Origin of the sequence: Mesorhizobium sp. BH1-1-4, assembly GCF_020165665.1 — a bacterium.
Lineage (GTDB): Bacteria > Pseudomonadota > Alphaproteobacteria > Rhizobiales > Rhizobiaceae > Mesorhizobium.
In genome coordinates this window covers 64,998-91,143 of the sequence record NZ_JAIUIN010000009.1, presented here as the reverse complement: position 1 = coordinate 91,143, position 26,146 = coordinate 64,998, and the positions used below count along the sequence as shown (strand labels likewise).

Sequence of the window (26,146 nt, the reverse complement as noted above, 5' to 3'; positions counted from 1 at the left end):
CAACCAAGCCAATAAAAGGGAACAAGAAATGCTGAGACGCTCACTTATCAAGGTAGCCACGCTTGCGGCCTTCGCCGGCGCGCTTGGCTTCTCGAACGCCGCGTTGGCGGCCGACAAGGTCAATGTCCAGCTCGACTGGGTGGTGCGCGGCAACCACGCCATGTTCTTCGTCGGCAAGGAAAAAGGCTTCTTCGCCAAGAACGACATCGACGTCGCCGAAATTCGCAAGGGTTCCGGCTCGCCGGATGCCATGCGGCTGGTGGGCAACGAGAACGCGGATTTCGGCTTCGGCGATCTTCCCACGCTTGCCGTCGCCCGCTCGCAGAGCGTTCCCGTGGTGGCGCTGGCGGCGGTCAACCAGCACTCGCCGCTGGCGATCATGTCGCTCGCCAAGACGGTGAAGCTCACCAAGCCGGAAGATCTCAAGGGCCTCACCATCGGCATTCACCCGGCGGGCTCGACCTACATCTTCTTCAAGGGCTTCCTGGCGGCAAACGGCCTGACCGAAAAAGACATGACGCTGAACAGCGTCTCGCCGCCCTATGAGAGCTATCTGCTTCTGGGCCGGGTCCAGACGGTGGTCGGCTATGTCGACGCCGAGGTTCCCGAACTGGAGGCCAAGGCCGGCGGTCCGGGTTCGCTCAGCATCATGATGGGCGCGGACCATGGCTGGAAGGCCTATGGCTCCGGCCTGTTCACCTCGGAGAAGATGATCAAGGACAAGCCGGACGTCGTCGCCCGCTTCGTCAAGGCTTACAGGGAAGCCTTCGACTATGTCGTCGCCCATCCCGAAGAAGCCGCCGAGATCACGGCAAAGGCCGCGCCAGGCTATGCGGACAAGAAGGATGTGCTGCTGGCGCAGATCAACGCCGATATCGCCTCGACCTTCACCAGCCCCGATACCAAGGAACACGGCCTCGGCTGGATGACGAAGACGCAGTGGGAGGAGACCCTGAAGACGCTCACCGACCAGGGCGTGCTCAAGGCGGCGCTGTCGGCCGACGACGTCTTCACCGACAAGTTCCTGGCGAAGGAATAGGGCCCGATGTCCCGGGCGGATCGATCAATGAGCGCCTACCGGCACGCCAGGCCGTCCTGCTGCTTGCCGCAGGATACCTCGCGCTTGCCTTTGGCGGCGTCGGTCCGGTCGAGCGCGATCTGCACGCGAGTGGCATATGCGCGGCCCGCCAGGCCGCACCACAGCCGCTCGACAGGCAGGTTCTCGCGCTTGTCGTTGAGAATGGTGAAGGTGCCGGTCTTGGGGTCGAACCAGAGTTCGACACGAGCGCTCTCGCCCGGCTCTATCGTCGCGATGCCTTCCGAATACCAGTGGGCAAAGTCGGCGTTGCAGGAAATGCCTTCCTTGCCCGCATTCGAAATCGTCAACGGCACCATATCGAGCCCATCGGTGCCCTTGCGGACAATCACCTGGTGCAACTCAACCGCGTTGGCAAGCGATGTGAACGCCAACATCGCGGGAAGGACATAACGGATTTTCACTTTGCCTGAGCTCCATGGGGTAGTTTTCTCAGGCAGTCTATCTCGCTTCGGCGCAATAACAACAAGAATATTGATTGGAAAATCAAACAGAGAGGGTAACATGTTTAAGATTCTTAAGAGCAGTGTAAGTGCATTTGTATTGTGCGGCGTCTTGATGGGCGGCGCGTTTGCCGGCGAAGTCAAGTCGATTGCCATCCTGACGCCCGAGGAGGGCACGGATTATGGCTGGAACCAGCAGGGTATCGACGCCGCCAAGGCAGCCGGCAAGGCCGCCGGCGTCGAGGTGGTCGTGGCCCAGGGCCTCGGCTATGGCGATGTCCGTCCGACGCTGCGCGAGCTCGCGTCCGACGGCGCCAGCCTGCTGATCGCGCATGCCAGCGGCTACAACACCTCGGCGCCTGAAATCGCCAAGGAACTGAAGGTTCCGGTGGCGATCGTCGACACGCCGAACGGCCTGGAGAAGGGCCTCGTCGCCGACTACACCCTGAGCGGCCATGAGGGCGCTTATCTTGCCGGCCGTCTAGCCGCCAAGGTGTCGCGCTCGAAGTCGGTCGGCATCGTCGTGTCGGGCGAACCTCCGTCATGGAACTCGCAGTCGGCGGCGTTCGCGCAAGGCGTGAAGGCGGAAAACCCGGACGTGAAGATCACCTATGCGGTGATCGGGCCGGCGGCCTATAGCGATGCGGCCGGCGGCAAGCGCGTCACCGAAAGCGTCATCGCCTCGGGCGCCGACATCATCTTCGGCCAGGGCAACGGCTCCAGCTTCGGCATGCTGCAGGCGGTGGAGACGACCAAGGCCGCGGATGGCGGCAAGGTCTATTTCATCGACGTCATCGGTGACAAGTCGCCTATCGACAAGGGCTTCCTGCTGTCGTCGGTGGTGTGGAACATCGAACCGGTCTACGCGGCGATGATCGCCGACCTGAAGGCCGACACGTTCGGTACCAAGCACTATTCAATCGGCCTCAAGGACGATTCCGTGCAGCTGCTGAAGACCGCCGCCATCCCGGACAAGGTCTGGGGCGAAATCCAGGCGCTGCGCGAGGACGTCATTTCCGGCAAGATCAAGGTCGAGCCGGTCTTCGACGCGGCCGCCGTCAGGGCGCTGATGACAAGCGTCGCCCAGTAAGGCGATCAAAGTCGGCTGCCGGAGGGGCGATCGGTTCGCCCCTCCGGACCGTTCCCATTTTCTGGTGCTGGGCTTTCATGAGCAGTTTTTCTTCATCGCCCGTCGATATCAGCGACATCGTCGCGCTCGAAGGCGTGACCAAACGATTTCCCGGCATTGTCGCCAATGACAGCATCGACCTGTCGATCCGCCCTGGCGAAGTGCATGTGCTGCTGGGCGAGAACGGGGCGGGAAAATCCACCTTGATCGGCATGCTGTCGGGCCTGCAGCAGCCGGACGAGGGGCGCATCCTTGTCGACGGCAAGCCGACGCCGATCACGTCGCCACGCCATGCGCTGGCGCTCGGCATCGGAACGGTGTTCCAGCACATGATGCTGGTGCCCACCCTGACTGTCGCCGAGAACCTGCTTCTTGGCGGACCCTGGTGGCAGCGCCCCAGGACCGAAGAGCTCGAGGCCCGCGTGGCCGAGATCACCCGCAGCCTCGGCATCACGGTGAAACTGCATGCCAGGGTTTCGGAGCTTTCACTGGGCGAGCAGCAGCAGGTCGAGATCCTGCGCGCCATGGTGCGCAACAGCCGGCTGCTGATCCTCGACGAATCCACCTCGATGCTGACGCCGAAGGGCATCGATGAGTTGGGCGCGCTGATGCGCCGCCTCGTCGAACAGGGTTTGGCGATCGTCTTCATCACCCACAAGCTCAGGGAAGCCGCTGCCTTCGGCGACCGCATCTCGGTTCTGAAGCTCGGCCGCAAGGTCGGCGAAATACCGCCTGAGCGATTTCGCGCGCTCGGCGAACAGGAGATCATTTCCGAGATCGTGGAGTTGATGTTCGGCAAGCAGAAGGATGATCCCGAAGCTGTCGAACGTCCGGCCCACGCCGTCGATGCGCAAGCCGCGCCTCTGCTTAAGGTCACGGATCTCACGGTTGCGCCGACCGACAACGCGCCCGGCCTGTCGTCGATCTCCTTCGACATCCGTCCGGGCGAGATCCTCGGCATCGCAGGCATTGACGGCAACGGCCAGAAACAGCTGGCGGAGGCCTTGGCCGGCCAGCGCGGGGCGACCGGTGGTTCGGTCCGGCTCGAGGGCGCCGCCATCGAGACCCTGAGTGTCGGCGAACGCCGCCAGCGCGGCCTTCGCTATTTGACCGACGACCGGCTGGGCGAGGGCACGGTCGGCACCTTCCCGGTCTCCATCAACTTCTTCCTCAAGCAGGTCGGCGCGGCGCCGTTCTGGCGCGGCGGCGTCGAGCAGCGCGCCGAGATCGACAAGCGCGCCGCCGAACTCGTGCGCGAATACGATGTGCGCACGCCAAGCCTGAAGACGCCGGTCGGGCGGCTTTCGGGGGGCAACATCCAGAAGGTCCTGCTGGCACGCGAACTGGCCGAAGGCGCCAAGGTGGTGATCTTCAACAAGCCGACCTACGGGCTCGATCTCGCCAATACGCTGGCTTCGCGCCAGCGCATCCGCGACACCGCGGCACGCGGCCTTGCCGTGCTCCTGATCTCCACCGACCTCGAGGAACTGCTCAGCATGTGCGACCGCATCGCGGTGATCGCCAACGGCGCGCTGGTCGGCACCGTCGCCAATGCCGACGACGCCCGCACCAGGGTCGGCCGCCTGATGATCGGACTTGCCGCATGAGCATCGACACCGCACCCGCCGCCGCCACCGCACTCGATGCCACGAGCGGGGCGGCCACGCGCCGTGACATACTGCATCGGCTGCTGATGACGATCGGCCCGATCCTTGCCGCTCTCGTCATCGCCGGCTGCATCCTGCTTGCCGTCGGCGTCGACCCGCTCGCCTATTATGGCTACGTGCTTGAGAAGGGCTTGTTCTCGCCGCTCGGCATCCAGCAGACGCTGACGCGCATGGCGCCATTGTTGTTTCTCGCCGCCGGCCTGATCGTGGCCTTTCGCGCCGGTATGTGGAATCTTGGCGGCGACGGCCAGTTCCTGCTCGGCGCGGTGACGGCGGCCGCCAGCGCTCCGGTGCTGGTGGAGATATTGCCTGCCTGGCTGGCGCTCTTCTGTTCGTTCCTGATCGCCATGGTGGTGGCCATGATCTGGTCGCTGGTGCCGGCGCTGCTGCGCGCCTATCAGGGTGTCAACGAGATCATCACCACGCTGATGATGACGTTCCTCGGCACGTCGCTTGCCAATGTCCTGGTCAAGCTGGTGTTTCGCGATCCCGGCACCACCGTGCCGCAGACCCGCACGCTGCCGGTGGAAGACCGGCTGCCGCGCCTGTTCGAAACCACCATCACCAGCGGCCTGCTGCTCGGCCTGGCGGCGATCATCATCGTGCATCTGGTGATGACGCGCACGGCATTCGGATTGAAGCTCAGGATCGTCGGCGCCAATCCGCGCGCCGCGGTCCATGCGGGGCTGGGCGTGCCAGGGCTGACGATTGCCGTCTTTGCCATTTCGGCCGGGCTCGCCGGCCTTGCCGGTGCCGTCGACATCATCGGCGTGCAGGGCAATGTCCGTGCCGACTGGAACCCGGCCTATGGGCTGGCGGTCATCCCGGCCGTGTTCCTCGCCCGCATGAACGGCTTTGCCGCGATAGGTTTCGTGTTCCTGCTTTCCGTGTTGTCGATCGGCGGCGAGAGCGCCGCACGCCGGCTTGGCGTGCCCAATCATTTCACGCTGGTGCTGGTCTCCATCGTGCTGATCGTGCTCGCTCTCGCCGAGTATGTCGACCACCGCTATCACCAGTCGAGAAAGGCCTGACATGACCGGGCTGTTCAGCGAAGTCTTTCTCAGCGCGCTCTTGTTCGGCGCCGTCACGGCCGCCATTCCGCTGCTGCTTGCCGGGCTCGGCGAGCAGATGTCGGAAAAGGCCGGGGTGCTCAACATCGGCATCGAGGGCATGATGCTGGCCGGCGCCTATCTCGGCTTCGTCGGCGCCTTCTATTCGGGATCGCTGTGGCTGGGATTCCTCACCGGCGCCGCCGGCGGCATGGCGGTGGCGCTGATCATGGCGCTGCTTTGCGTGCGCATCGGGCTGAACCAGATCGTCATCGGTATCGCGCTGACGCTCGGCCTCGAAGGCCTGACGGCGCTGCTCCACCATTTTCAATTCTCGCGCAGTTATCCCCGCCTGCCGGCGGCGGACGCAACCGTCATTCCGCTGCTGTCGGACATTCCGGTGATCGGCCCGGCCTTCTTCAAGCATCATCTGATCGTCTATCTGGCGGTCGCGCTGGTGTTCGCGATGGGCTACCTCTACAGGCGCACGCAGCTCGGCCTCAATCTGCAGGCCGCCGGCGACAAGCCGGCAGCACTGGATGTTGCGGGCATCGACGTCATCAGGACCCGCACTATCGCCGTGCTTTCGACCGGCGCGCTGGCCGGGCTTGGCGGCGCCTATCTCGCCAATGTCGGGGCGGGCCTGTTCATCCCCTTCATCACCAATGGCGCCGGCTTCCTCGGCATCGTGCTGGCCATGCTGGCGCGCGGGCGTCCGGTCTGGGTGCTGTTCGGCGCGCTTTTGTTCGGCGTCTGCCTGTCGCTGACGACGGCCATGCAGGTGGCGGGCATCAACATCCCGACCGACGTCATCCAGATGCTGCCGTTCCTGGCGGTGATGATCATGCTGGTGCTGTTCGGGCGGCGGGCCAGCCTGCCGGCTGCACTCGGCATTCCATACGAGCGCGGGGCGCGCTGAGAAAAACCAGATGCGCGGATGGGACCCGCGCCGAAAACGGAGGCAACAATGTCGGATACCAAGGTCTACCTGCTCGACGGCGGCTCGCTCGTCCTCGACGGTTATCACGTGTTCTGGAATCGCGGTCCGGGCGGCGAAGTGCGCTTCCCCGTCTATTCGATCCTCATCGAGCATGCGGAGGGCCGCTTCCTCATCGACACCGGCTATGACTACGACCACGTCATGAAGGTGCTGCCCTTCGAGAAGCCGATCCAGGAAAAGCACCAGACCATTCCCGGCGCGCTCGGCCTGCTTGGGCTGGAACCGAAAGACATTGATGTCGTGGTCAACTCGCACTTCCATTTCGACCATTGCGGCGGCAACAAACATTTCCCGCACGCCAAGAAGATCTGCCACCGCACGGAGGTGCCGCAGGCCTGCAATCCGCAGCCCTTCGAACATCTCGGCTATTCCGACCTGAGCTTCTCGGCCGAGGCGGCGGAGGCGCGCGGCGCCACCGCGCAGTTGCTGGAAGGCACGACGCGCGCCAACTCCACCTTCGAAGGCATCGACGGCGACATCGAGCTGGCCAAGGGCGTCAAGCTGATCTCGACGCCAGGCCACTCGATCGGCCATTACAGCCTCCTGGTCGAGTTTCCCAAGCGCAAGCCGATCATGTTCACCATCGACGCCGCTTACACCCAGAAGAGCCTTGAAACGCTTTGCCAGGCGGCCTTCCACATCGACCCGGTCGCGGGCGTCAATTCGATGCGCAAGGTGAAAAAGCTGGCGGAGGACCACGGCGCCGAGCTGATGTACTCGCACGACATGGACAACTTCAAGACCTACAAGACCGGCACGCAGTTCTACGGCTGACCGCCGTCAATCGGAGACCAAAACCATGCGCTATCTCGAACACGCCGATCCGGTCATCACGCTGACCGCAGGGCCGGTGAACGCTTATCCCGAAGTGCTGCGCGGCCTCTCGCGCACGGTCCTCTATGACTACGACCCGGCGTTCCAGCTCTTCTACGAGAGGGTGGTCGACAAGGCGCAGAAGGCGATGCGGCTTTCCAACAAACCCCTCATCCTGCATGGCGAACCGGTGCTGGGCCTCGAGGCTGCGGCGGCGTCATTGATCACGCCAGACGATGTCGTGCTCAATCTTGCTTCCGGCGTCTATGGCAAGGGTTTTGGTTACTGGGCGAAACGCTATTCGCCGCATCTGCTCGAAATCGAAGTGCCCTATAACGAGGCGATCGACCCGCAGGCGGTCGCCGACATGCTGAAGGCGCATCCGGAAATCACCATCGTGTCGGTCTGCCATCACGACACGCCGTCGGGCACGATCAACCCGATCGACGCCATCGGCGCGCTGGTCTCGGCGCATGGCGGCTACCTGATCGTTGACGCGGTTTCGTCCTTCGGTGGGATGAAGACGCATCCCGAGGATTGCAAGGCCGACATCTACGTCACCGGCCCCGGCAAGTGCCTTGGCGCGCCGCCGGCGCTGACGCTGATGGGCGTCAGCGATCGCGCCTGGGCGAAGATGAAAGCCAACAAGGCAGCACCGCGCGCATCGGTGCTGAGCATCGTCGACTGGGAGAACGCCTGGTCGCGGGACAAGCCGTTCCCGTTCACGCCGTCGGTGGCCGAAGTGAACGGGTTGGATGTCGCGCTCGATCTCTATCTCAACGAGGGTCCGGAGGCGGTATGGGCGCGCCACGCGCTCACGGCAAAGGCCATGCGTGCCGGTGTCGTCGCCATGGGCCTGTCGATCTGGGCCGCCAGCGACGCAATCGCCTCGCCGAGCACCACGGCCGTCCGCACGCCCGACGGCGTCGACGAAAAGGCGCTGCGGGCTGCGGCGCGCGCCCGTTACGGCGTTGTCTTCTCGTCTGGCCGTGGTGAGACATTGGGGAAGCTTACGCGCATCGGCCATATGGGCCCGACGGCGCAGCCCATCTACGCGATCGCGGCGCTGACGGCGCTTGGCGGCGCCATGAACGCGGCAGGCCAGAAGCTTGCGGTCGGCAAGGGTATCGACGCGGCACTGGCCGTGATCGACGCCGACGCCTGAACAGACATCACAAGATTAGGTATTGAGGGAGGATTTCCATGACTGAACGGCTTGCGGGGAAGACGGCGCTGGTGACGGGCGCCGCACAAGGCATCGGCAAGGCGATCGCGGCGCGGCTGGCGGCCGACGGCGCGACCGTCATCGTCAGCGACATCAATGGCGAAGGGGCCAAGGCCGCCGCCGCCGCGATCGGCGGCAAGGCAAAGGATGTCGCGGCCGACATCTCTGATCCGGCCTCGGTCAAGGCGCTGTTCGGCGAGATCCAGGCGCTGACCGGCGGCGTCGACATCCTGGTCAACAATGCCAGCATCGTGCCGTTCGTCGCCTGGGACGATGTCGACCTCGACCATTGGCGCAAGATCATCGACGTCAACCTGACGGGGACCTTCATCGTCACCCGCGCGGCGACCGACCAGATGCGGGCGGCGGGCAAGGCTGGACGCGTGATCAGCATCGCCTCCAACACCTTCTTCGCCGGCACGCCGAACATGGCGGCCTATGTCGCGGCCAAGGGCGGCGTCATCGGTTTCACCCGGGCGCTGGCCACCGAGCTTGGCAAGTACAACATCACGGCCAATGCGGTGACGCCCGGCCTGATCGAGAGCGACGGCGTCAAGGCCAGCCCGCACAACGAGGCATTCGGCTTCGTCGAGATGCTGCAGGCGATGAAGGGCAAGGGCCAGCCCGAGCATATCGCCGACGTCGTGTCGTTCCTGGCGAGCGAAGACGCCCGCTGGATCACCGGCCAGACGCTGAATGTCGATGCCGGGATGATCAGGCACTAGAGCCGGTGGCGGGGAGATAGCGACCCGCCTGAGGCTATGTGGATCGACTCGAGCGAGGCGGGCCTTTGCGTACTCGTTCGCAGGCTTAGGGGCTAGATCGGCCCAACGACCGTGTCGCAGCAAGCGTCCTGCGACCGGTCGGGATGCGTGGCGTTTATAAGACCCATTGCAGCGCGAGGCCGAGCACGGATAGCCCCATTGCTGTCGTCGCGAGCCAGCCGAGAAAGCGCAGCCAACCCTCGACGGGGAATTCGCCCATGATGTCGGAACGCCCGGTCATCAGCATCATCACGACCATCACGGGAACGGCGCATATGCCGTTGATGACCGCGCTCCAGTAAAGCGCCTTTATGGGATCGATCGGCGTGAGCATGATGCCCATTCCCAACGCCACGGCGGCGGCCAAGGTCGCGTAAAATGCCATCGCTTGCTTCGGCTTGCGCTCCAGCCCCACTGGCCAACGGCGCGCCTCGCCCACGGCGAAAGCGGCCGAGCCCGCGAGAACCGGCACCGCGAGAAGGCCGGTGCCGATGATCCCCATCGCAAAGATCGCAAAGGCGAATTTGCCCGCGACCGGCTCCAAGGCCTTGGCCGCATCGGTCGATGAATTGATGTCGGTCACCCCTGCCTTGTGCAGCGTGGCGGCCGTCGTAAGGATGATCGCAATGGCGATCAGGTTCGAGAAAGCCATGCCGACCACCGTGTCGGCGCGAATGCGCCGGAAGGCGCCCGGCGCCTGCCACGGAGCCCACTTCAGCGGCTTGGCCTTCGGGTCGATCTTCTCCTCTTCGACCTCTTGCGACGCCTGCCAGAAAAACAGGTAGGGAGAAATCGTCGTGCCGAGTATGGCCAGCAGCGTGGTGAAGTACGCCCGGTTCCATTCCATGTGCGGAAGAACGACACCCTTGAGAGCTTCGCCCCATGGGATATCAGCCAGAAACGCGGCCACCACATAGGCAAAGAGGCTCAGCGTTGTCCATTTCAGAACGGTGACGTACCGGCTGTAGTCGAGAAAGACGATCGCCAGAACGCACGCCAGGCCGAACGCGACAACGTAGAGCCAGCTTGGGCCGCCCACCAGCAATCGCAGCGCATCGGCCATCGCGCTCAGGTCTGCCCCGATGTTTATCACGTTGGCGGCGAACAGGAGCGACGCCACGAAATACATCAGGGGAGACGGGTAGTGTCGGCAGAGATTGCCGGAAATCCCTCGACCTGTCGTCCGGCCTATTCGCGCCGCTATCTCCTGGATCGCGACCATGAGCGGGAACGTGAACACCATGGTCCAACCGACATTGAACCCCAACTGGGCGCCCGCCTGGCTGTATGTGCCGATTCCCGAAGGGTCGTCGTCAGAGGCGCCTGTGATGAAACCAGGTCCTATTGTGCGAAGAAAACGTTGGAATGGCCCTTTTGCCCGAATGCTGCTCTGTTTCTCAGAGATTTCGGCGCCTATGTCGCTCATGCAGCTGCTCCAGAAACGCGGCCCGTTCGACGTCCGCTTGAAGCAACTCCGGCAATCGCCGTTCGGTTCCTTTAGTCATTGCTGAAACGCCCGGCAGTAGCCCTTCAGCGCGTGAGAAATATCATGTCGCCAGCAAAGGAAGCACACTCCAAGCGACAAGATACCAACGGCCGCTTGGCAGGAGCTTTTTGGCGGGGGCAACCACGGTTTGCGTCCGAGCCCCGCCGCCTTCGCGGGGGTAGATCTTGGAGCCGCGCAGTTCGGCGCCTAGCGCACTTAAACCCCATTTCCAGCAATATTCATCTGGAGTGAGTCCGTAGTAAAGTATGCGAGATGCTGTTTCAGCGATTTATACGATTTCCGCGCGGAATATCTTTAAACCTGCCGGCGCGATCCCTACGTCATTCTCTGTAATGTCTATCAAGGCAACACCGATGTGACATCGCTCACGGCCGCGCCTGCCCTTACCGGGGGACTCGGGACGCGCGGTCATTTTCCCATACAATGAGCAGCCCAAACGTTCGACACGCCCTTAGTGTGTCGCGCGTGTCGGTGCGCAATCTCCCCGCCTCATAGATCAACACCAACCGGGTGACCGCCGGGTGAACGAACCCGTGCGCCCCATAGGAGAGAAGAGATGGAAGCCCTACAATATCTCGGCCCGATGGAATGGATGGCTATCGAGGTGGCCGTGCTCGTCATCGTGCTGGCGATCCTGTTCTGGTGGAGCGGCGTGGTCCGCTACATCCCGAACGACAGGCTCGGCATCTTGGAAAAACTATGGAGTTTTCGCGGCTCCGTCAGCAATGGCTTCATCGCGCTCAACCGTGAGGCAGGCTACCAGCCGGAGGTCGTGCGCGGTGGCCTGCATTTCTTCATGCCGTTCCAATATTCGATGCATCGCGCCAATCTTGTCACCATCCCGCAAGGCCAGATCGGCTATGTCTTTGCACGTGATGGCAAGCCGCTGCCTCCGACGCAGACGCTTGCTTCCAACACCGAGGCCGATGATTTCCAGGATGTGCGCGGCTTTCTCGAAAAAGGCGGCCAGAAAGGACCGCAGCGCAAGATCTTGCGCGAAGGCACCTATGCCATCAATCTCGCACAATTCATCGTGCTCACCGCCCAGTCGATCCATTCCGTTAGCCTGAGCTCGTCGGAACAAAACCTTTTTGCCAATATGTCCAGCATGATCTCGGAGCGGGGCGGCTTTGAGCCGGTCGTCATCCATAATGCCGAGGACATGATCGGTATCGTCACCATCCATGACGGTCCGGCCCTACCGGACGGCGAGATCATCGCACCGACCGTCGCCAACGATCCGAACGACCCGAACTTCCACAACAATTTCCAGGATCCGGAGAAGTTTCTCAATGCCGGTGGCTACCGTGGCCGGCAGTTGCAGGTGCTGGCCGACGGCAGCTACTTCCTCAATCGCATTTTCGCCACCGTCGAACTGGTCGAGAAGACGATCATCGACGTTGGCACGGTGGGTGTCGTCGTCTCCTATAATGGCCGCCACGGCGCGGACATATCCGGGCAGGCATACCGTCACGGCGAGCTGGTCGAAATCGGCGCACGCGGTGTCTGGTCAACGCCGCTGCTGCCGGGCAAGTATGCGTTCAATACCTATGCCGGCAAAATCATCACCGTGCCGACCACCAACTTCGTGCTCAAATGGACGAAGGAGCAGTTCGGCGAACACAGGCTGGACGAGAACCTGTCCGAGGTGTCGTTGATCACCAAGGATGCGTTCGAGCCCGTGCTGCCGCTCTCAGTTGTCGTGCATATCGACTATATGAAGGCGCCGCTCGTGGTGCAGCGCTTCGGTGACATCAAGCGGCTGGTCGAACAGACGCTCGATCCGATGGTCTCTGCCTACTTCAAGAATATCGCCCAGACAAAGACGCTGATCCAGCTTTTGCAGGAGCGTAGCGATATCCAGCGCAAATCGGGCGAGGAGATGCGCGAAAAATTCAATACCTACAGCCTCGAGCTGCAGGAAGTGTTGATTGGTACGCCACGTGCTGGCAACGGCCAGAACAGCATAGAGCAAATCCTGATCCAGCTGCGCGAGCGCCAGATTGCGGTCGAAAAGGTCGAGACTTACAAATTGCAGGAGAAGGCGGCCATCCAGGAACGCACGTTGCGTGAGAAGGAGGCGCTCGCCGAACAGCAAGCCAAGATCACGACTTCGGCACTTACCATCGAGATCAGTGAGAACGAGGGCAAGGCGCAACTCGCCCGCACCCGCCAGCAGGCGGAAACCATTCAGGTCACCGCCAAGGCGGAGGCCGAGAAGGTGCGCCTCGGCGGCCAAGGCGAGGCCGACATGATCAAGGCTATCGCGTTTGCCGATGCCGAACGCATCAAGGCGACCGGTTTTGCGGATGCCGAGAGGGTTCGCGCCGTCGGTCTGGCGGAGGCCGAAGCCACGCAGAAGAAGGTCGCGGCCTTCGGCGGCCCGGACTATCAGCTCAACTCGCAGGTACTCATGCGCTTCGCCGAGGCGATCGAGAATGGCAGGCTACCGCTCGTGCCGCAGATCCAGATCGGCGCTACCGGTGGCGAGAAGGGGGCCGCCAACGGCCTTGTCGAGATGATGCTTTCGATGCTGGTTGCCGATCGGGTTGGACCGCAAATCCTACCGGATGAGGCCCCGGCACCCGTTGAAGAGGATTGATCTGACATGGGCCGGTTGCACCGGCCCATTTTGCGCTCTGCCGAAAACATACCGGGCTGGGTGCGGCGCCTGCTATCTTGGGCCGCCCCCGACCGTGACTCTCCACTCAGCGACCCTGCATGCCGAAAAGCGGGCTGCATCAGCCGGTCGCTGCAAACACAACATGCGACAGTGGGTTTGAAGTGGTAGCGGGAGAGGGACTTGAACCCCCGACCCCAGGATTATGATTCCCGTGCTCTAACCAACTGAGCTACCCCGCCAGGGCGGCGTCAGCCCCGAAATCCGCCTTAAATCGCAAGGCATTTCGAGGCGTTCGCCAAGGTCGGGCGGATATAAGGTTGGGAGGGCAAGGCTGTCAAGCTTCGATGCATTCGATATCGGCGCATATTCTCATTGGCGAAAAGCTTTGCCGCGCGAACAGCTGGATGCGGCCGCCGGGGTTGAGTTCGACGGGGCACGTCGCTATGTCTCGGCCACGAGTTTTTAGAGTTGACACAGATGAAGCCGCGCATTGCAGTCCTCGGTTGCGGATACTGGGGCTCCAACCACATCCGCACCCTCAAGGCGCTCGGCGCCTTGCACGCGGTTTCCGACACCAATCGTGCCCGCGCCGAAGGTTTCGCCAGCGAACAGGATTGCCTGGCGATCGAGCCGGACCAGCTGTTCGTCCGCGATGACATCGACGCCATCATCATGGCCCTGCCGCCGCAGTTCCATGCCGATCTCGCCGTGCGCACCGTCGAGAACGGCAAGGACGTGCTGGTGGAAAAGCCGATCGCGCTGACGGTGGCCGATGCCGAGCGCTCGGTGCAGGCGGCCAAGGACAATAAGCGCGTGTTCATGGTCGGCCATGTCCTGCGCTTCCATCCCGCCTTCGAGACGCTGAAAGGGCTTATCGACAAGGGCGAGCTCGGCGAGGTCCGCTACATCCATTCGCACCGGCTGGGGCTCGGCAAGTTCCATACCGAGAACGATGCGCTCTGGGACCTGGCGCCGCATGATCTGTCGATGATCCTGGCCATCACCGGCACCGAGCCGATCGAGGTGCGCGGCGAGGGGGCGGCACTCCTCGACAATCTCAGCGATTTCGCGCATCTGCACATGCGCTTTCCCAACGGGCTGCGCAGCCATCTTTTCACCTCGCGGCTCAACCCGTATCGCGAGCGGCGGCTGACCGTGGTCGGCACCAAGGCGATGGCGGTGTTCGACGACGTCGAGCCATGGGAGCGCAAGCTTGCCGTCTACCGCCACGCGGTGTGGCAGGACAGCGGCCAGTGGGCGTTCACCACGAACGAGCCGTCCTATGTCGCGGTTGCCCAGGGCATGCCGCTGACGCGCGAACTGGAGCATTTCATCCAGTGCATCGAGACGCGCGCCGAACCGCGCACCAGCGGCGAGGAAGCGATCAGGGTGCTGCGCATCCTGACGGCGGGGACCGTCACCCACACCAAATCCTGAGACCGTTTGGAAATTCTACTCCGGCTGCGCCTATTCGGCGGCAACCTGAGCCGGCTTCGCGGCAAGCCGGCTCAACATCGCTTCGGCCTCGGCGCCGCGCTCGGAGCGCTCGATGAAGCCGCCGCCGAAGACACGGGCCTCGTTGCCATCGTCGGAATAGAGCACGCAGGCCTGTCCGGGCGCGATGCCGGATTCGCCATCGGCCAGTTCGACCGAGATCATGCCTGCCTCGTGGCGCAGCACGGCCGGCCGTGGCGGCCTGGTCGAGCGCACCTTGGCGAACAGCTCCATGCCGCCGGCGGGCACATCGGCGAGCGCGCCGTCACCCAGCCAGTTCATGTTGCGCAGATAGATCTTGTGCGTCTCCAGCGCCTCGCGCGGGCCGACCACGACACGGGCGCGCTCGGCATCGAGATGGACGACATAGAGCGGCTCGCCGGAGGCAATGCCGATGCCACGGCGCTGGCCGATCGTGTAGCGCAGAATGCCCTCGTGGCGGCCAAGCACGCGGCCGTCTATATGGACGATGTCGCCCGGATTGGCGGCGGCCGGCTTCAGCTTGGCGATGATGTCGGAATATTTGCCCTGCGGCACGAAGCAGATGTCCTGGCTGTCCTGCTTGGCGGCGACCGTCAGCCCCATCTCCTCGGCGATGGCGCGAACCTGTGGCTTCGACAGGCCGCCAAGCGGAAAGCGCAGATAGTCGATCTGCGCCTGCGTGGTGGCGAACAGGAAATAGCTCTGGTCGCGGTCGGCATCGACCGGCCGGTAAAGCGCCCGGTGGGCACCATTGGCGCCGGAGCGGATATAGTGGCCGGTGGCCAGCGCGTCGGCGCCGAGATCCTTGGCCGTGGCCAGGAGATCGGCGAACTTGACCGTCTGGTTGCAGGACACGCACGGAATGGGCGTTTCGCCGGCGACATAGCTTTCGGCGAACGGGTCGATGACCGCCTTGCGGAAACGCTCTTCATAATCGAGCACATAATGGGGAATGCCCAACGTCTCGGAGACGCGGCGGGCGTCGTCGATGTCCTGGCCGGCGCAGCACGATCCGGCCCGATGCGTCGCCGCGCCATGATCGTAGAGCTGCAAGGTGACGCCGACGACATCATAGCCCTCGCGCTTCAACAGCCCGGCGACCACGGATGAATCGACACCGCCCGACATGGCGACGACGATGCGGGTTTCTTCGGGACGTCTGGGAAGGTCGAGACTGTTCATGGTGCTTTCATTCCGCGGCACCTCAAATGCCAATGTCGAGAATATAGGTCAAGCTTTCCGGCGGCGCCAGCTTGCACCGCGACCCGCCGGGTGTGGCGGACGCCGCGGACGAAACATTTCTCCGGGCTAAAACAGGGCTTCGAGCCCGATATTTCAAATGCCCGTGAAAAGACTAACGCGGCGTTCACGATCCTTACCTAGTCATTAGGGTCTGCTTAGGCAATTTTTAAAGCTGTGGCGGTAACGTGGCGGGGATTGGGTCTTTGAGTTTTTTGTAGAGAGTACGATGACCGATCTGGTTAGACCTAGAGTTAAGTATGTTATCGGGCCCGACGGCAGCCCTCTTACGATTGCCGATCTGCCGCCGACGAACACGCGTCGCTGGGTTATCCGGCGCAAGGCGGAGGTGGTTGCAGCCGTGCGCGGCGGACTTCTGAGCCTCGAAGAGGCATGCCAGCGCTACAAGCTGACCACGGAGGAATTCCTGTCCTGGCAGGCGTCGATCGACGAATACGGCCTTGCCGGGCTGCGCACCACGCGTATCCAGCAATACCGGCACTAGAGCCGGCCTGAGCACGATCAAAGGGCGCGGCACTCCGCGCCCTTTTGTTTTGGACCTGCTGCTTCCCACGTTCAGACCGTCAGCGCCACCTTGCCGATCGGCCTGGTGGCAAGAAAGGCGTGGGCGGCACCGGCATGCTCGAGCGAGAAGTTCTTGGCAACGTGAACGGCGAGCTTGCCTGCATCGATTGCGCGCTGCGCAAAGGCCGGCGGCGCAATGGCGAACTCGCCCGCGAGCTCGAAGGCGTCACGCCGAAGATGCTGACGCAGACGCTGCGCGTGCTGGAACGTGATGGCCTGGTGCGGCGAGAGGTCTATCCGGTCATCCCGCCGCGCGTCGAATATGAACTGACCGAGCTCGGCCAGAACCTGGCTGGACTGCTCACCCAGATCAGATCATGGGCCGAGCAGCATGCGCCCGATATCAAAGGATGCGCGGGCAAGGGCGATCGTTGGAAATGAAGGGAATAGTGCAGCCTAGGTCCTGCGTGCCAACAGCACACTTTGTGGCCGCCACCCTGCGCTGGTTCAATTTGTCGTCCGACGGTGGGCGTGCCGAACCGCGCCGATGTCGGCCGGTTCAGCCGATCATGGCGCTGCGGCCGCCGGTTTCGGCCTCGCGAATCTTGGTATCGCGCGATTCCAGCATTTCAGCCTTGGAAAGCTCCGCTTCAGCTTCGCCGAGTAATGATTCGGCGGCGCTTCGCTGCTGGGCGAGGTCGCCTTGCGAGTTCCTGAGATTGTCGCGGCGCAGGCGCGCCGCCTTGGCGAAGGTCGGATAGGCGAAATGGTTGATATCTGTGATGCCGGCTTTCTTTTCCTCGGCGGTGATCTGAAGCTCCAGTTCGACGGCCATGCGTTCGAACTCGGCGATCATCATGTCGAGCTGCAGCAGCTGCCGCCGCTTCTCATTCACCTGAAACTGCTTCAGTCGAACGAGGTTTTCACGTGACTTCATGATTCGGTACTCCCGGAAACGCACACCCGCACATATCGTCCAAACCACCTGGAAAGGCCCAAGCACTGCCCGTGTCCACCGGCTTTCCCCACACTATGGGAAACAAAACCCTAAAGTTTTTTGCCGGCGGTAACCATTCGTTTACGGGCATTGTTAATCATACGGGTCAGGGCTTAAGGCCGGGTAAAAATTCCGGCCGCCGAAGCGAAGCCGCCTCGATGAGTCCCTGGAGTCGCTTAGTCCAGGTTGTTAATGTGTCGCATTAGGAATTTGGGTTTGTGATTCATTATTAGATTCAAGAGGGTGTAGAAAGAGGTTAAAAAATCTGGTACCGTATTGGACGGGAAATTAGGTTTTGTTAACCATTTGATGGCAGCCTCTGCACAAGGCAACCACTGCTCCGGGGCAGGACGGGTCGTGAAATGACCCGGCAGCAGAAAAGGGGAATGAAATGCGTGTTCTGCTGATAGAAGATGACAGTGCAACCGCACAAAGCATCGAACTGATGCTGAAATCGGAAAGTTTCAATGTCTATACGACAGACCTCGGCGAAGAGGGTGTCGATCTGGGCAAGCTCTACGACTATGACATCATCCTTCTCGATCTCAACCTGCCCGACATGTCCGGCTACGAGGTCTTGAGAACGCTTCGGCTCTCCAAGGTAAAGACGCCTATCCTCATCCTTTCCGGCATGGCCGGCATCGAGGACAAGGTGCGCGGCCTTGGCTTCGGCGCCGACGACTACATGACCAAGCCGTTCCACAAGGATGAGCTGGTGGCGCGCATTCATGCCATCGTGCGCCGCTCCAAGGGCCACGCCCAGTCGGTCATCACCACGGGCGATCTGGTGGTCAACCTCGACGCCAAGACCGTCGAGGTCGGTGGCCAGCGCGTGCACCTCACCGGCAAGGAATACCAGATGCTGGAGCTGCTCTCGCTGCGCAAGGGCACCACGCTCACCAAGGAAATGTTCCTCAATCACCTCTATGGCGGCATGGACGAGCCGGAACTGAAAATCATCGACGTCTTCATCTGCAAGCTGCGCAAGAAGCTCGACGCCGCGTCCGGTGGCCAGAATTACATCGAGACCGTCTGGGGCCGCGGCTATGTGCTGCGCGAACCGGAAGACATCCGCGTCAGCGCCTGAGCGACGAACAGCGTCCGATTTCTTTCAATAAAAAACCCGGCCGCGGCCGGGTTTTTGCGTTGGACAGGCACCATCCGGTTTCACGCAATCGCGGGCGGAACCGTTACGCACTTTTCCTGGAATTGCCCGCCAGCACCGAATCAGGCGCGATCTTCAAGGCGCGAAAGCGTTCGAGTAGCTGCGGGCGGTTGAAGGGCTTCAACAGGTAGCCCTGGGCACCGGCGCGCTTGGCCCGCATGATCGAGGCGATGTCGAGCTCGACCAGCGAGATCAGGATCTGCGGCCTGATCGGGCTTTCCATGGCGCGCACGCGACGGATGAGGTCGACCGCCTGCACATCCGGCAGGGCGCCGTCGACGACGATGATGTCGGGCATGTCGGCGGCGCACATCTCCAGCGCGTCAAGTCCGCTGGCCGCCTCGATGACCATCATGTCGGAACCGCCGAGGATGCGTTTTGCAACCTTCCGGATGACGCTTGAATCGTCGACGAACATGCAGCGTTTCATATCCGGGTCCTCTTTGCCCTTGGGCGATCCGGTCGTTCTGGGCATCTGCGGTGCAGCCTAGACCGATCTGGTAAAGAAGCCGAAAAGCCGTTAGGTAAAATTTTTGCAAAGATGCCGTTCGTCGGACTTTTCCTTCGCGATGCTTCGGGGTTGCCGCGCTGGCAAAGTTCATCGCGCCCCAATTGGGCGTCAATGAAATATTTCAGATTGAAATACTTTGCTCGGTCGTGTCGCCGGTGCCGATCTCAGGCCGCTGAAAGGACAATTTCCTCAGCTGTCGCGTGGATCGAAATCGTCATGTTGGCTTCGCGGGCCAGCAGCAGCGTGTAATAAGGCTGCACCGAATGCGCGTCGATCGGTTCCTCCGGCTTGTGACCGGAATGCAGTTCGAGGAATTTCGGCGGCACGCGCAGCATCGGCCCGCTTGACGAAAGCGAAAAGCGCGGCTCGGTTTCGAGATTCTCGAGCGTCGCGACCAGCTTGCCGCCGCGCGGAATGGCGGCATTGGCGACCAGGAGCAGGTTGAGCAGCAGCTTGACCTTGTTCTTCGGCAACAGCGCGCGAGGTCCGTTCCAGACCAATTCCGGCTTTTCATTCTTGAGGAAAGCGATGGCGACGGCCTCGGCATCTCCGGTGTCGATCATCATGCCGGCCGAGCCGGCGGCGCCGAAGGCGATCCGGGCGAACTGCAACCGGGCAGAGGCGTTCTTTGCACTCTGGCGGATCAGCCGCATGGCGTCTTCGTCGGCGCCACCCTCGTCGAGCAGTTCAAGTCCGTTGTTGATCGCGCCGACCGGCGAGATGATGTCGTGGCAGACGCGACTGCACAAAAGCGCCGCCAGATCCGGAGCGGAGAGGGTGAACAGATCGGCCATCGGTGAAAATCCCTGCAAAATCCACTAGTCGTGACCGGGCGAGTTGTTATCGCGCCTGCCCACACGAATCACGTTCCAACCCGAGGCCTTCTGAATACACAGCACTCGTACGTACAGCAACAAATCCGGAATTGTCGTCGGGGCAAATGGCGTGTTCGCGTAGGCTTCCGGCCCCGCGCGACCGCCAAACAGCCTTCGAACCGCCATCTTCATGTGGAAGTTTAATGGTTGAAAAAGAATTACGGCATAGTTTGCCCCTAACAGTCATCCTTAACGGCCGCCTAAAGAGCCGTACGGATGCGAGGCGTCGGCGAAAGTGCTTCATGACGGAGATTGGAAGCATGTTTTCCCGATTCTATGACCGGAGTTTTCTCCGTGTCCTCTCAATGGCGATCACGCTCATGGGCGTTCTCGTCTTCTCGCCATCGGCCCTGCGGGCCCAGGAGTACACCGCTCAGGAGATTGTCGATTCAGGCCACAAGTTCTTCGGCGCGACATCGGGTGGGTTGGCCACCGTCGTGGAGAAGATCTTCGCCTCCTACGGCCTGCCCAATGGTTATCTGCTCGGCGAGGAAGGATCCGGCGCGCTGATCGGCGGCCTGACCTATGGCGAAGGTACGCTCTACACCAAGAATGCCGGCGATCACAAAGTGTTCTGGCAAGGCCCGTCGCTGGGCTGGGATTTCGGCGGCGAGGGCTCGCGCGTGATGATGCTGGTCTACAATCTCGACGATGTCGGCAATCTCTACAACCGCTATGGCGGTGTCGCCGGTTCGGCCTATGTGGTTGCGGGCGTCGGCTTCAACGTGCTGAAGAACAACAATGTGCTGCTGGTTCCCATCCGTACCGGCGTCGGCGCACGGCTCGGCGTCAATCTCGGCTACCTGAAACTGACCGAGCGGGCGACGTGGAATCCGTTCTGATCTGTCCGACATGATCGAAGCGCGGCATTTTTGACCGGATGTCGAACCCAGGACCCGAATGAGCCGCGGCAAGCCCTTGCCGTGGTGCCGGATTTCCGCCATGCCAAGATGGCACGGTCCAGCCTTCCAAGTTGTCGTCGATAACGGGTAGTCCTTTGGTTCAGTCGGTCCTGTTCTTTGCCCTCGGCTTTCTCTGTGCCGGCTTTCTGGCGCTGATGGTGGCTCCGGCCGTCTGGCGGCGTGCCGTCGCCCTGACCCGTCGGCGCATCGAAGCCTCCATTCCGCTGACGCAAGCCGAGATCCAGGCCGACAAGGACCGGATCCGGGCCGAGTACGCCATGACGACGCGGCGCCTCGAAATCAACGTCAAGACATTGCGCGGGAAGGTGGCCGAACAACTCGTCGAGATCAATCGCGGCCGCGAGGCGCTGAAGGGGCTGGCGATCGAGCGCACGGACAAGGACCACGCGCTGGCCGAACTCGGCGCCAAGAATGACGCACTGCGGCAGCGCGAAGAGGAACTGCATCAGCTTTCGGAGCGGCTCAAGGAAACCGAGCGAAAACTGGAAAGGCGGGCGCTCGATCTCGAAAAGCTGGAGCACATGTATGACGATGCCAGTTTTGCCTCCAGCAGCCGCCAGATCGAACTCGTGGCGCGCGAATCCGAATTGCAGAAGCTTGCCAGCGACATCGCGCTGCTGCGCGGCCAGCGCAAGGAAGCGGACCGGCGCAACCAGGAGATCGCGGCGGAAAGCAAGGCCGCGCGCGATGCCCTGAAAGCCGAGAAGAAAAGGGCCGCCGAACTCGACAAGAAGGTCGAGAGGCTGATGGCAACGCTCGCCGACCGAGAGGACAAGCTGGATCGGCGCGAAAAGGAGTTGGCGCGGTTGCGGGAAAAAGCGAAAGCCGAGGACGGCACACCGGCCCTGCGGCTGGTCGGCAAGCCCGATGAAGCGGGCCGCCATGACGAGGCCGGCATGCGCGACGACGTGGAGCGGGCGATTGCCAAGCTCGACGGCGACCGCGAACGGCTGGAGGCCAGGCTGACGGCGCTGGCGCGCGAGAACAAGCGCCTTAAGGCGGATCTCGGCGCCGTGGCATCTTCGGGTTTGACGAATGGCGGTGCCGCGCTGCGTGAGCAGATGAACGAGTTGGCGGCGGAGGTCGTCCACCTGACGGCCAAGCTCGAAGGCCCCGATTCACCAATCGCCAAGGCGCTGGCGGCACCGCAGGAGAACCGTTCGGCCGGCCACGACCGCAGCCTGGCCGACCGCGTGCGGGACCTGCAGAAGGCGGAAGCCAACTGACACGGCGCGGGCTGGCCGCCCTCGCGAGGCGTCCCGGCTCACACGCCCGTCATTGCGAGAAATGATGCAAGGCAATTGCCGAGGCGGCGGCGACGTTCAAGCTGTCGAAGCCTTTCGACATGGTGATCCGCACCGTTTGCAAACGGGCGAGCAGGCTTTCGGGCAGGCCTTCTCCCTCTGTGCCGAGATAGAGCGCCAGGCGCTCGCCACGCCGTGCCTGACCTATGTCGATCCGGCCGCGCGGTGACAGGGCGAACTGGTCATAACCCCGCCGATCAAGGTCCGCGGTGAAGTCCGCCGTGTCGTCGAAGGACGCGAAAGGGACCTTGAGCACGGCGCCAACCGAAACCCGGATCGCCTTGCGGTACAGCGGATCGCAGCATGTCGGGTCCATCAGAACCGCATCGGCGCCGAAGGCGGCGGCGTTGCGGAAGATCGAGCCCATATTGTCGTGGTTGGCGATGCCGACAAGCACGACGACCAGGGCTCGGGCGGGCAAGGCATCCAGCAATGAACCGGTCGGCTGGAGTGCCTCCTTGCGGCCGATGGCCAGGATGCCGCGATGCATGTGGAATCCGGCGATGGCGTCCATCACCTCACCGGCGACGACGTAGACCGGCAGGTCCGCCTGTGCCTTGCGCAGTATGTCCTCAAGCCCGCCAAGCCGGTTTTCCAGGATCAGGACGGATTCGGCACCGAAGCGGCTCGACGACAAAAGCAGGTCGAGCACGACCTTGCCCTCGGCGACGAAGCGGCCTTGCCGGCCGGCCAGGTCGCGCTCGCGGATATCGAAATAGGCCGCGACACGGGGATCGCGGGGGTCGTCGATGCGAATTGGGTCCATGTCCCGCTCAACAATAAAAAGCGCGGCTCGTGTGCCGGCAAAGGCACATGAGCGACGCTCCGGAAACCGTCAGCGAGGTAAACGGCCGCGGCAGTGCCCGGTCAAGTCCCGGCGCGACGCAACCTCTGCGCCATCTGGGACAGATCTTCCTTGCCGCCGCCGAAAATGCCATCCAGCATGGCGAGCAGTTCGCGCACCGCATCGGATTTGCAGGAATAGTAGATCATCTGGCGGTCGCGGCGGGTGTCCACGAGGTCGAGCGCCCGCAACTTGGCCAGGTGCTGCGAGAGGGCGGATTGGCTGAGCATCACCTTTTCGGCGATGGCGCCGACCGACATTTCACCGTCGATCAGATAGCTCATGATCAACAGCCGTTTTTCGTTGCCCATCAGCATCAGAAATTCGGCGGCCGATTCGGCGTTTGCGATTAGCTTTGTCGAGACCATTGATGCCCCATGCTGTTTGCTCATCGAGGCGCCATGGGGGCAATGGTGCCTGAATCCATAAATTCACTTGCGAAGGTGCCGACGAGTCAACACCACAGCTAAGCCTAGAACATTTCCTTCAAATCTCAAGGGTGCTTTTGATCAAATGCAATTTAGTTTCGTCTTATGTCTATGATGCGGCCCTGCCGGCCGTGGCCATTTCGACCAGAACGGGACGCAATTCCCGCGCCTTTACCAAGGGTTGTGGGAAGAATACCCGGCAAACATTGTCCCCCGACACCAGGTCCATGCCATCGGTGTCGAAACCAGCTATGGTCCAGCCATCGCCTGATGCCTTGGCGAAATGACGGGCATAGACGGCGATCGCGTCGAGATGGTCCGCATTCATGTGCTCGACGGCCGACTGTTCGCTTGCCGCGAGTTCTTCGATGATGGGCCCATCGGTGATGAGATCGGGCCGTTCGAGCAGATAGGCCTTGCCGAAGCCGCCATTGAGTCTGGCGCGTCGCGGCTCCAGGCGAAAGAATGAGAAGTCGCCGAGCCCGGCATAGAGGCTCGCCTTGGGATTGCGGTTGAGATAACGGCGCTCGGCGCGGGCATGCGGCTGCGAGCCGCGCTCCAGCCGCGACGCCTGGCAGACCAGTGTCAGCCGAGGATGCGCCAGCGGATCGCCTTTGCCGGGCTCGCCGAGCAGCAGGGAACAGCGCGGATCGGCGAGCAGGGCAGGCGTGTGCGCCGCCAGCATCGACACCAGGATAAGCGGCGCGCCGTCGATGTCGGTGGCGACGCCCACCCGGCTGGCCAGGGGCGCCCCGGTGGTTGGCTCCAGCACCGCCAGGGCGCCGAAGCGGGCACTGCGCAGAAGTATTTTTGCCAACCGAATCGCCTCGGCGTCGGTCTCTCGGACCACATCGTTATTTTGATTTTGCTGCATCGAAACGCTCGCCACAATTTATCTCGCTTATCAGTGTTGCCGGCCGAATTTGGTCCTTCCGACAACAGTTCGCCTGGCGCTATTTCGGCGCCATACGGATGGCGCCGTCGAGGCGGATGGTCTCGCCGTTCAGCATCTGGTTTTCGACGATGTGCAGGGCAAGTGCCGCATATTCGGATGGTTCGCCGAGGCGTGACGGGAAGGGCACGGCGGCGCCCAGCGAGTCCTGCACGTCCTGCGGCATGCCTGCCATCATCGGCGTCTTGAAGATGCCGGGCGCGATGGTGCAGACCCTGATGCCGGACCGGGCGAGATCGCGCGCCACCGGCAGCGTCATGCCGACGACGCCCCCCTTGGAGGCGGAATAGGCGGCCTGGCCGATCTGGCCCTCATAGGCGGCGACCGAGGCGGTGTTGACGATGACGCCGCGCTCGCCGCCCTGCAGCGGCTCGAGTTTGGCGGCGCGGTCGGCAACAAGGCGGATCATGTTGAACGTGCCGATCAGATTGACCTCGATCACCTTGCGGTACTGTTCGAGCGGATGGGGACCATCCTTGCCGATCGTCTTCACGCCGATGGCAATGCCGGCGCAATTGACCAGGATGCGCGGCTCGCCAAGCTTGGCGGCGACCTCGGCCAGTGCGGCGGCGCCGCTGTCGGCGCTCGCGACGTCGCACTGGACGGCGATGCCGCCGATCTCCGCCGCGACCTTGGCCGCGCGCTCGATGCCGACGTCGAAGATGGCGACGCGCGCCCCCTTGGCGGCAAGCGCGCGCGCCGTTGCCTCGCCAAGTCCGGAGCCGCCGCCGGTCACGATCGCGATCTGGCCGTTGGGATTCATGGCGTCATCCTTTTCTTGAAAACGGGCTTCTTATGAGAACCGGCTTTTGCGTGAGCCAGGATCAGGCCCGGATCGACGGACAAGGTCAAGGTCCGCTCGCCGTCTTGAGGAAACGGCGAACCGCGGAAAACCGCTCATAATTTCGTGGAGCCGCCCTAGGCGTGCTCGACGATCCTGGCCTGGCTGGCGTGGCCGACTTCGCCCGAAAGCCTGGCCACGGCGCCCGGCGTGATCTCGTGCGAGAGCAAGCGGTCGAGGTCGACAGGCCGCGGCATCGAAATCTGGCCGCGCGGGATGCGCTTGAAGCCGAGCGGCCCGTAATAGGGCTCGTCACCAACCAGGATGACGGCGGGCGCGCCGGCCTTGGCGGCTGCCTCCAGTGCGATCGCCACCAGCCGGCGGCCGATGCCGAGATTCTTGAAGGCGGGCCGCACCGCGAGCGGCCCGAGCATCAGCGCCCGGCCGGCACCGGCGGCAATGCGCGTCATGCGCACCGAGGCGACGACGAGGTCGCCGTCGACCGCGACAAAGGAAAGGGAGCGCTCGTGGCCGCCGGCCTCGCGGATCTTGTAGGCAGCCAGCACGAAACGGCCGGGCCCGAAGGCTTCGTCATTGATGGCTTCGATTTCAGGGTCGTGCGCCGGGGTTTCCGGCAGGTACTTCACGTCGGCCAGGTCTTTCACGTCGGCAAGGCTCATGGTCTTTGCGTTCCGGTAGAGGAGGAAAGATTGCTGCAAACGGCAGCATTCGCCAGTCAGCGCTTCATCAAGCGCGGGCGCCCTTTCGTCGTCGGTCAAACCGGATCAAAGCAAAGTCGAACATGCGGAG

26 protein-coding genes and 1 tRNA gene are annotated in these 26,146 nt (G+C 62.7%); 15 read left to right on the top strand and 12 right to left on the bottom strand.

Features of this window, described 5'->3' with window-relative positions; genetic code table 11:
• The first annotated feature begins 28 nt into the window (after positions 1-28).
• Positions 29-1,039 carry an ABC transporter substrate-binding protein gene (locus tag LB569_RS17500; protein ID WP_224538918.1) on the top strand — a complete coding sequence of 337 codons (1,011 nt, stop codon included), beginning with the start codon at positions 29-31 and terminating at the stop codon, positions 1,037-1,039.
• 35 nt (positions 1,040-1,074) lie between these two features.
• On the opposite strand, the gene LB569_RS17495 is transcribed toward LB569_RS17500, so the two are convergent.
• The gene (locus LB569_RS17495; protein WP_224693351.1) at positions 1,075-1,602 is read right to left on the bottom strand and encodes a hypothetical protein; all 528 of its coding nucleotides are present in this window, start codon (positions 1,600-1,602) and stop codon (positions 1,075-1,077) included.
• Here LB569_RS17495 and LB569_RS17490 point away from each other — a divergent pair.
• The 7 genes from LB569_RS17490 (at position 1,601) to pldH (ending at position 9,147) form a co-directional block, all read left to right on the top strand.
• Positions 1,601-2,629: a putative B6 ABC transporter substrate-binding protein gene (locus LB569_RS17490; RefSeq protein WP_224538914.1), complete on the top strand. Its 1,029-nt coding sequence runs from the start codon at positions 1,601-1,603 to the stop codon at positions 2,627-2,629. The genes LB569_RS17495 and LB569_RS17490 overlap by 2 nt on opposite strands.
• Positions 2,630-2,706: 77 nt before the next feature.
• Positions 2,707-4,275 (top strand): putative B6 ABC transporter ATP-binding protein, encoded by a 1,569-nt coding sequence (locus LB569_RS17485; protein ID WP_224693350.1) that lies wholly within the window; start codon positions 2,707-2,709, stop codon positions 4,273-4,275.
• Positions 4,272-5,366 (top strand): putative B6 ABC transporter permease subunit 2, encoded by a 1,095-nt coding sequence (locus tag LB569_RS17480; protein WP_224693349.1) that lies wholly within the window; start codon positions 4,272-4,274, stop codon positions 5,364-5,366. Before LB569_RS17485 ends, LB569_RS17480 begins: the two co-directional genes overlap by 4 nt.
• 1 nt (position 5,367) lies before the next feature.
• The gene (locus LB569_RS17475) at positions 5,368-6,303 is read left to right on the top strand and encodes a putative B6 ABC transporter permease subunit 1 (protein ID WP_140704653.1); all 936 of its coding nucleotides are present in this window, start codon (positions 5,368-5,370) and stop codon (positions 6,301-6,303) included.
• Between the two features lie 48 nt (positions 6,304-6,351).
• A complete protein-coding gene (gene pldA / locus LB569_RS17470; protein ID WP_224693348.1) occupies positions 6,352-7,158 on the top strand; it encodes a 4-pyridoxolactonase in 807 nt (268 codons plus the stop codon).
• Between the two features lie 25 nt (positions 7,159-7,183).
• Positions 7,184-8,362, top strand: coding sequence for a pyridoxamine--pyruvate transaminase (ppaT, locus tag LB569_RS17465; protein ID WP_224693347.1), 1,179 nt, complete (start codon positions 7,184-7,186; stop codon positions 8,360-8,362).
• A gap of 38 nt (positions 8,363-8,400) precedes the next feature.
• The gene (pldH, locus tag LB569_RS17460) at positions 8,401-9,147 is read left to right on the top strand and encodes a pyridoxal 4-dehydrogenase, SDR-type (protein ID WP_140704658.1); all 747 of its coding nucleotides are present in this window, start codon (positions 8,401-8,403) and stop codon (positions 9,145-9,147) included.
• A 154-nt stretch (positions 9,148-9,301) separates the two neighbouring features.
• Here the strand turns inward: pldH and LB569_RS17455 are convergent, their stop codons facing one another.
• Entirely contained in the window at positions 9,302-10,612 is a 1,311-nt protein-coding gene (locus LB569_RS17455; RefSeq protein WP_224693345.1) for an NRAMP family divalent metal transporter, read from the bottom strand.
• Positions 10,613-11,249: 637 nt separating this feature from the next.
• On the opposite strand from LB569_RS17455, the gene LB569_RS17450 reads away from it, so the two are divergent.
• Positions 11,250-13,295, top strand: coding sequence for an SPFH domain-containing protein (locus LB569_RS17450; RefSeq protein ID WP_224693344.1), 2,046 nt, complete (start codon positions 11,250-11,252; stop codon positions 13,293-13,295).
• A gap of 183 nt (positions 13,296-13,478) precedes the next feature.
• Here LB569_RS17450 and LB569_RS17445 read toward each other — a convergent pair.
• Positions 13,479-13,555, bottom strand: a tRNA-Met gene (locus tag LB569_RS17445).
• Positions 13,556-13,793: 238 nt separating this feature from the next.
• Here LB569_RS17445 and LB569_RS17440 point away from each other — a divergent pair.
• The gene (locus LB569_RS17440; protein ID WP_224693470.1) at positions 13,794-14,753 is read left to right on the top strand and encodes a Gfo/Idh/MocA family protein; all 960 of its coding nucleotides are present in this window, start codon (positions 13,794-13,796) and stop codon (positions 14,751-14,753) included.
• Between the two features lie 30 nt (positions 14,754-14,783).
• On the opposite strand, the gene mnmA is transcribed toward LB569_RS17440, so the two are convergent.
• On the bottom strand, positions 14,784-15,974 hold the full coding sequence (gene mnmA, locus LB569_RS17435; protein WP_224693343.1) for a tRNA 2-thiouridine(34) synthase MnmA: 1,191 nt from the start codon (positions 15,972-15,974) through the stop codon (positions 14,784-14,786).
• A 286-nt stretch (positions 15,975-16,260) separates the two neighbouring features.
• Here mnmA and LB569_RS17430 point away from each other — a divergent pair, with 286 nt between their 5' ends.
• Positions 16,261-16,536 carry a DUF1153 domain-containing protein gene (locus LB569_RS17430; RefSeq protein WP_006203587.1) on the top strand — a complete coding sequence of 92 codons (276 nt, stop codon included), beginning with the start codon at positions 16,261-16,263 and terminating at the stop codon, positions 16,534-16,536.
• 119 nt (positions 16,537-16,655) lie between these two features.
• Positions 16,656-16,997, top strand: a complete 342-nt coding sequence (locus LB569_RS17425) for a winged helix-turn-helix transcriptional regulator (protein WP_224693342.1) — start codon at positions 16,656-16,658, stop codon at positions 16,995-16,997.
• Positions 16,998-17,115: 118 nt separating this feature from the next.
• On the opposite strand, the gene LB569_RS17420 is transcribed toward LB569_RS17425, so the two are convergent.
• Entirely contained in the window at positions 17,116-17,493 is a 378-nt protein-coding gene (locus LB569_RS17420; protein WP_140705050.1) for a flagellar export protein FliJ, read from the bottom strand.
• A 451-nt stretch (positions 17,494-17,944) separates the two neighbouring features.
• On the opposite strand from LB569_RS17420, the gene ctrA reads away from it, so the two are divergent.
• Positions 17,945-18,640, top strand: a complete 696-nt coding sequence (gene ctrA / locus LB569_RS17415) for a response regulator transcription factor CtrA (protein ID WP_006203583.1) — start codon at positions 17,945-17,947, stop codon at positions 18,638-18,640.
• A gap of 103 nt (positions 18,641-18,743) precedes the next feature.
• On the opposite strand, the gene LB569_RS17410 is transcribed toward ctrA, so the two are convergent.
• Both LB569_RS17410 and chpT read right to left on the bottom strand, forming a co-directional pair.
• Positions 18,744-19,148: a PleD family two-component system response regulator gene (locus LB569_RS17410; RefSeq protein WP_140704664.1), complete on the bottom strand. Its 405-nt coding sequence runs from the start codon at positions 19,146-19,148 to the stop codon at positions 18,744-18,746.
• A gap of 245 nt (positions 19,149-19,393) precedes the next feature.
• Positions 19,394-20,023: a histidine phosphotransferase ChpT gene (chpT, locus tag LB569_RS17405; RefSeq protein WP_140704666.1), complete on the bottom strand. Its 630-nt coding sequence runs from the start codon at positions 20,021-20,023 to the stop codon at positions 19,394-19,396.
• Positions 20,024-20,409: 386 nt separating this feature from the next.
• Between chpT and LB569_RS17400 the strand changes: the two genes are divergently transcribed.
• Complete coding sequence (locus LB569_RS17400; RefSeq protein ID WP_224538899.1) at positions 20,410-20,946, top strand: DUF1134 domain-containing protein; 537 nt, start codon at positions 20,410-20,412, stop codon at positions 20,944-20,946.
• Between the two features lie 155 nt (positions 20,947-21,101).
• Positions 21,102-22,253 (top strand): hypothetical protein, encoded by a 1,152-nt coding sequence (locus LB569_RS17395; RefSeq protein ID WP_224693341.1) that lies wholly within the window; start codon positions 21,102-21,104, stop codon positions 22,251-22,253.
• A gap of 49 nt (positions 22,254-22,302) precedes the next feature.
• On the opposite strand, the gene LB569_RS17390 is transcribed toward LB569_RS17395, so the two are convergent.
• The 5 genes from LB569_RS17390 to LB569_RS17370 all read right to left on the bottom strand — a co-directional run bounded on the left by LB569_RS17390 (position 22,303) and on the right by LB569_RS17370 (position 26,016).
• On the bottom strand, positions 22,303-23,097 hold the full coding sequence (locus LB569_RS17390) for a TrmH family RNA methyltransferase (protein WP_224693340.1): 795 nt from the start codon (positions 23,095-23,097) through the stop codon (positions 22,303-22,305).
• Positions 23,098-23,198: 101 nt separating this feature from the next.
• Complete coding sequence (locus LB569_RS17385) at positions 23,199-23,543, bottom strand: ArsR/SmtB family transcription factor (RefSeq protein ID WP_140704674.1); 345 nt, start codon at positions 23,541-23,543, stop codon at positions 23,199-23,201.
• A 169-nt stretch (positions 23,544-23,712) separates the two neighbouring features.
• Positions 23,713-24,477 (bottom strand): HugZ family protein, encoded by a 765-nt coding sequence (locus LB569_RS17380; protein WP_224693339.1) that lies wholly within the window; start codon positions 24,475-24,477, stop codon positions 23,713-23,715.
• 79 nt (positions 24,478-24,556) lie between these two features.
• A complete protein-coding gene (locus LB569_RS17375; RefSeq protein WP_224693338.1) occupies positions 24,557-25,318 on the bottom strand; it encodes a 3-hydroxyacyl-CoA dehydrogenase in 762 nt (253 codons plus the stop codon).
• A 155-nt stretch (positions 25,319-25,473) separates the two neighbouring features.
• On the bottom strand, positions 25,474-26,016 hold the full coding sequence (locus LB569_RS17370) for a GNAT family N-acetyltransferase (protein WP_140704680.1): 543 nt from the start codon (positions 26,014-26,016) through the stop codon (positions 25,474-25,476).
• Positions 26,017-26,146: the final 130 nt, after the last annotated feature.

Coding starts and splice junctions, on each gene's coding strand:
- LB569_RS17500 (WP_224538918.1), top strand. CDS start 29: ATGCTGAGACGCTCACTTATCAAGGTAGCCACGCTTGCGGCCTTCGCC.
- LB569_RS17490 (WP_224538914.1), top strand. CDS start 1,601: ATGTTTAAGATTCTTAAGAGCAGTGTAAGTGCATTTGTATTGTGCGGC.
- LB569_RS17495 (WP_224693351.1), bottom strand. CDS start 1,602: ATGTTACCCTCTCTGTTTGATTTTCCAATCAATATTCTTGTTGTTATT.
- LB569_RS17485 (WP_224693350.1), top strand. CDS start 2,707: ATGAGCAGTTTTTCTTCATCGCCCGTCGATATCAGCGACATCGTCGCG.
- LB569_RS17480 (WP_224693349.1), top strand. CDS start 4,272: ATGAGCATCGACACCGCACCCGCCGCCGCCACCGCACTCGATGCCACG.
- LB569_RS17475 (WP_140704653.1), top strand. CDS start 5,368: ATGACCGGGCTGTTCAGCGAAGTCTTTCTCAGCGCGCTCTTGTTCGGC.
- pldA (WP_224693348.1), top strand. CDS start 6,352: ATGTCGGATACCAAGGTCTACCTGCTCGACGGCGGCTCGCTCGTCCTC.
- ppaT (WP_224693347.1), top strand. CDS start 7,184: ATGCGCTATCTCGAACACGCCGATCCGGTCATCACGCTGACCGCAGGG.
- pldH (WP_140704658.1), top strand. CDS start 8,401: ATGACTGAACGGCTTGCGGGGAAGACGGCGCTGGTGACGGGCGCCGCA.
- LB569_RS17455 (WP_224693345.1), bottom strand. CDS start 10,612: ATGAGCGACATAGGCGCCGAAATCTCTGAGAAACAGAGCAGCATTCGG.
- LB569_RS17450 (WP_224693344.1), top strand. CDS start 11,250: ATGGAAGCCCTACAATATCTCGGCCCGATGGAATGGATGGCTATCGAG.
- LB569_RS17440 (WP_224693470.1), top strand. CDS start 13,794: ATGAAGCCGCGCATTGCAGTCCTCGGTTGCGGATACTGGGGCTCCAAC.
- mnmA (WP_224693343.1), bottom strand. CDS start 15,974: ATGAACAGTCTCGACCTTCCCAGACGTCCCGAAGAAACCCGCATCGTC.
- LB569_RS17430 (WP_006203587.1), top strand. CDS start 16,261: ATGACCGATCTGGTTAGACCTAGAGTTAAGTATGTTATCGGGCCCGAC.
- LB569_RS17420 (WP_140705050.1), bottom strand. CDS start 17,493: ATGAAGTCACGTGAAAACCTCGTTCGACTGAAGCAGTTTCAGGTGAAT.
- ctrA (WP_006203583.1), top strand. CDS start 17,945: ATGCGTGTTCTGCTGATAGAAGATGACAGTGCAACCGCACAAAGCATC.
- LB569_RS17410 (WP_140704664.1), bottom strand. CDS start 19,148: ATGAAACGCTGCATGTTCGTCGACGATTCAAGCGTCATCCGGAAGGTT.
- chpT (WP_140704666.1), bottom strand. CDS start 20,023: ATGGCCGATCTGTTCACCCTCTCCGCTCCGGATCTGGCGGCGCTTTTG.
- LB569_RS17400 (WP_224538899.1), top strand. CDS start 20,410: ATGGCGATCACGCTCATGGGCGTTCTCGTCTTCTCGCCATCGGCCCTG.
- LB569_RS17390 (WP_224693340.1), bottom strand. CDS start 23,097: ATGGACCCAATTCGCATCGACGACCCCCGCGATCCCCGTGTCGCGGCC.
- LB569_RS17385 (WP_140704674.1), bottom strand. CDS start 23,543: ATGGTCTCGACAAAGCTAATCGCAAACGCCGAATCGGCCGCCGAATTT.
- LB569_RS17380 (WP_224693339.1), bottom strand. CDS start 24,477: ATGCAGCAAAATCAAAATAACGATGTGGTCCGAGAGACCGACGCCGAG.
- LB569_RS17375 (WP_224693338.1), bottom strand. CDS start 25,318: ATGAATCCCAACGGCCAGATCGCGATCGTGACCGGCGGCGGCTCCGGA.
- LB569_RS17370 (WP_140704680.1), bottom strand. CDS start 26,016: ATGAGCCTTGCCGACGTGAAAGACCTGGCCGACGTGAAGTACCTGCCG.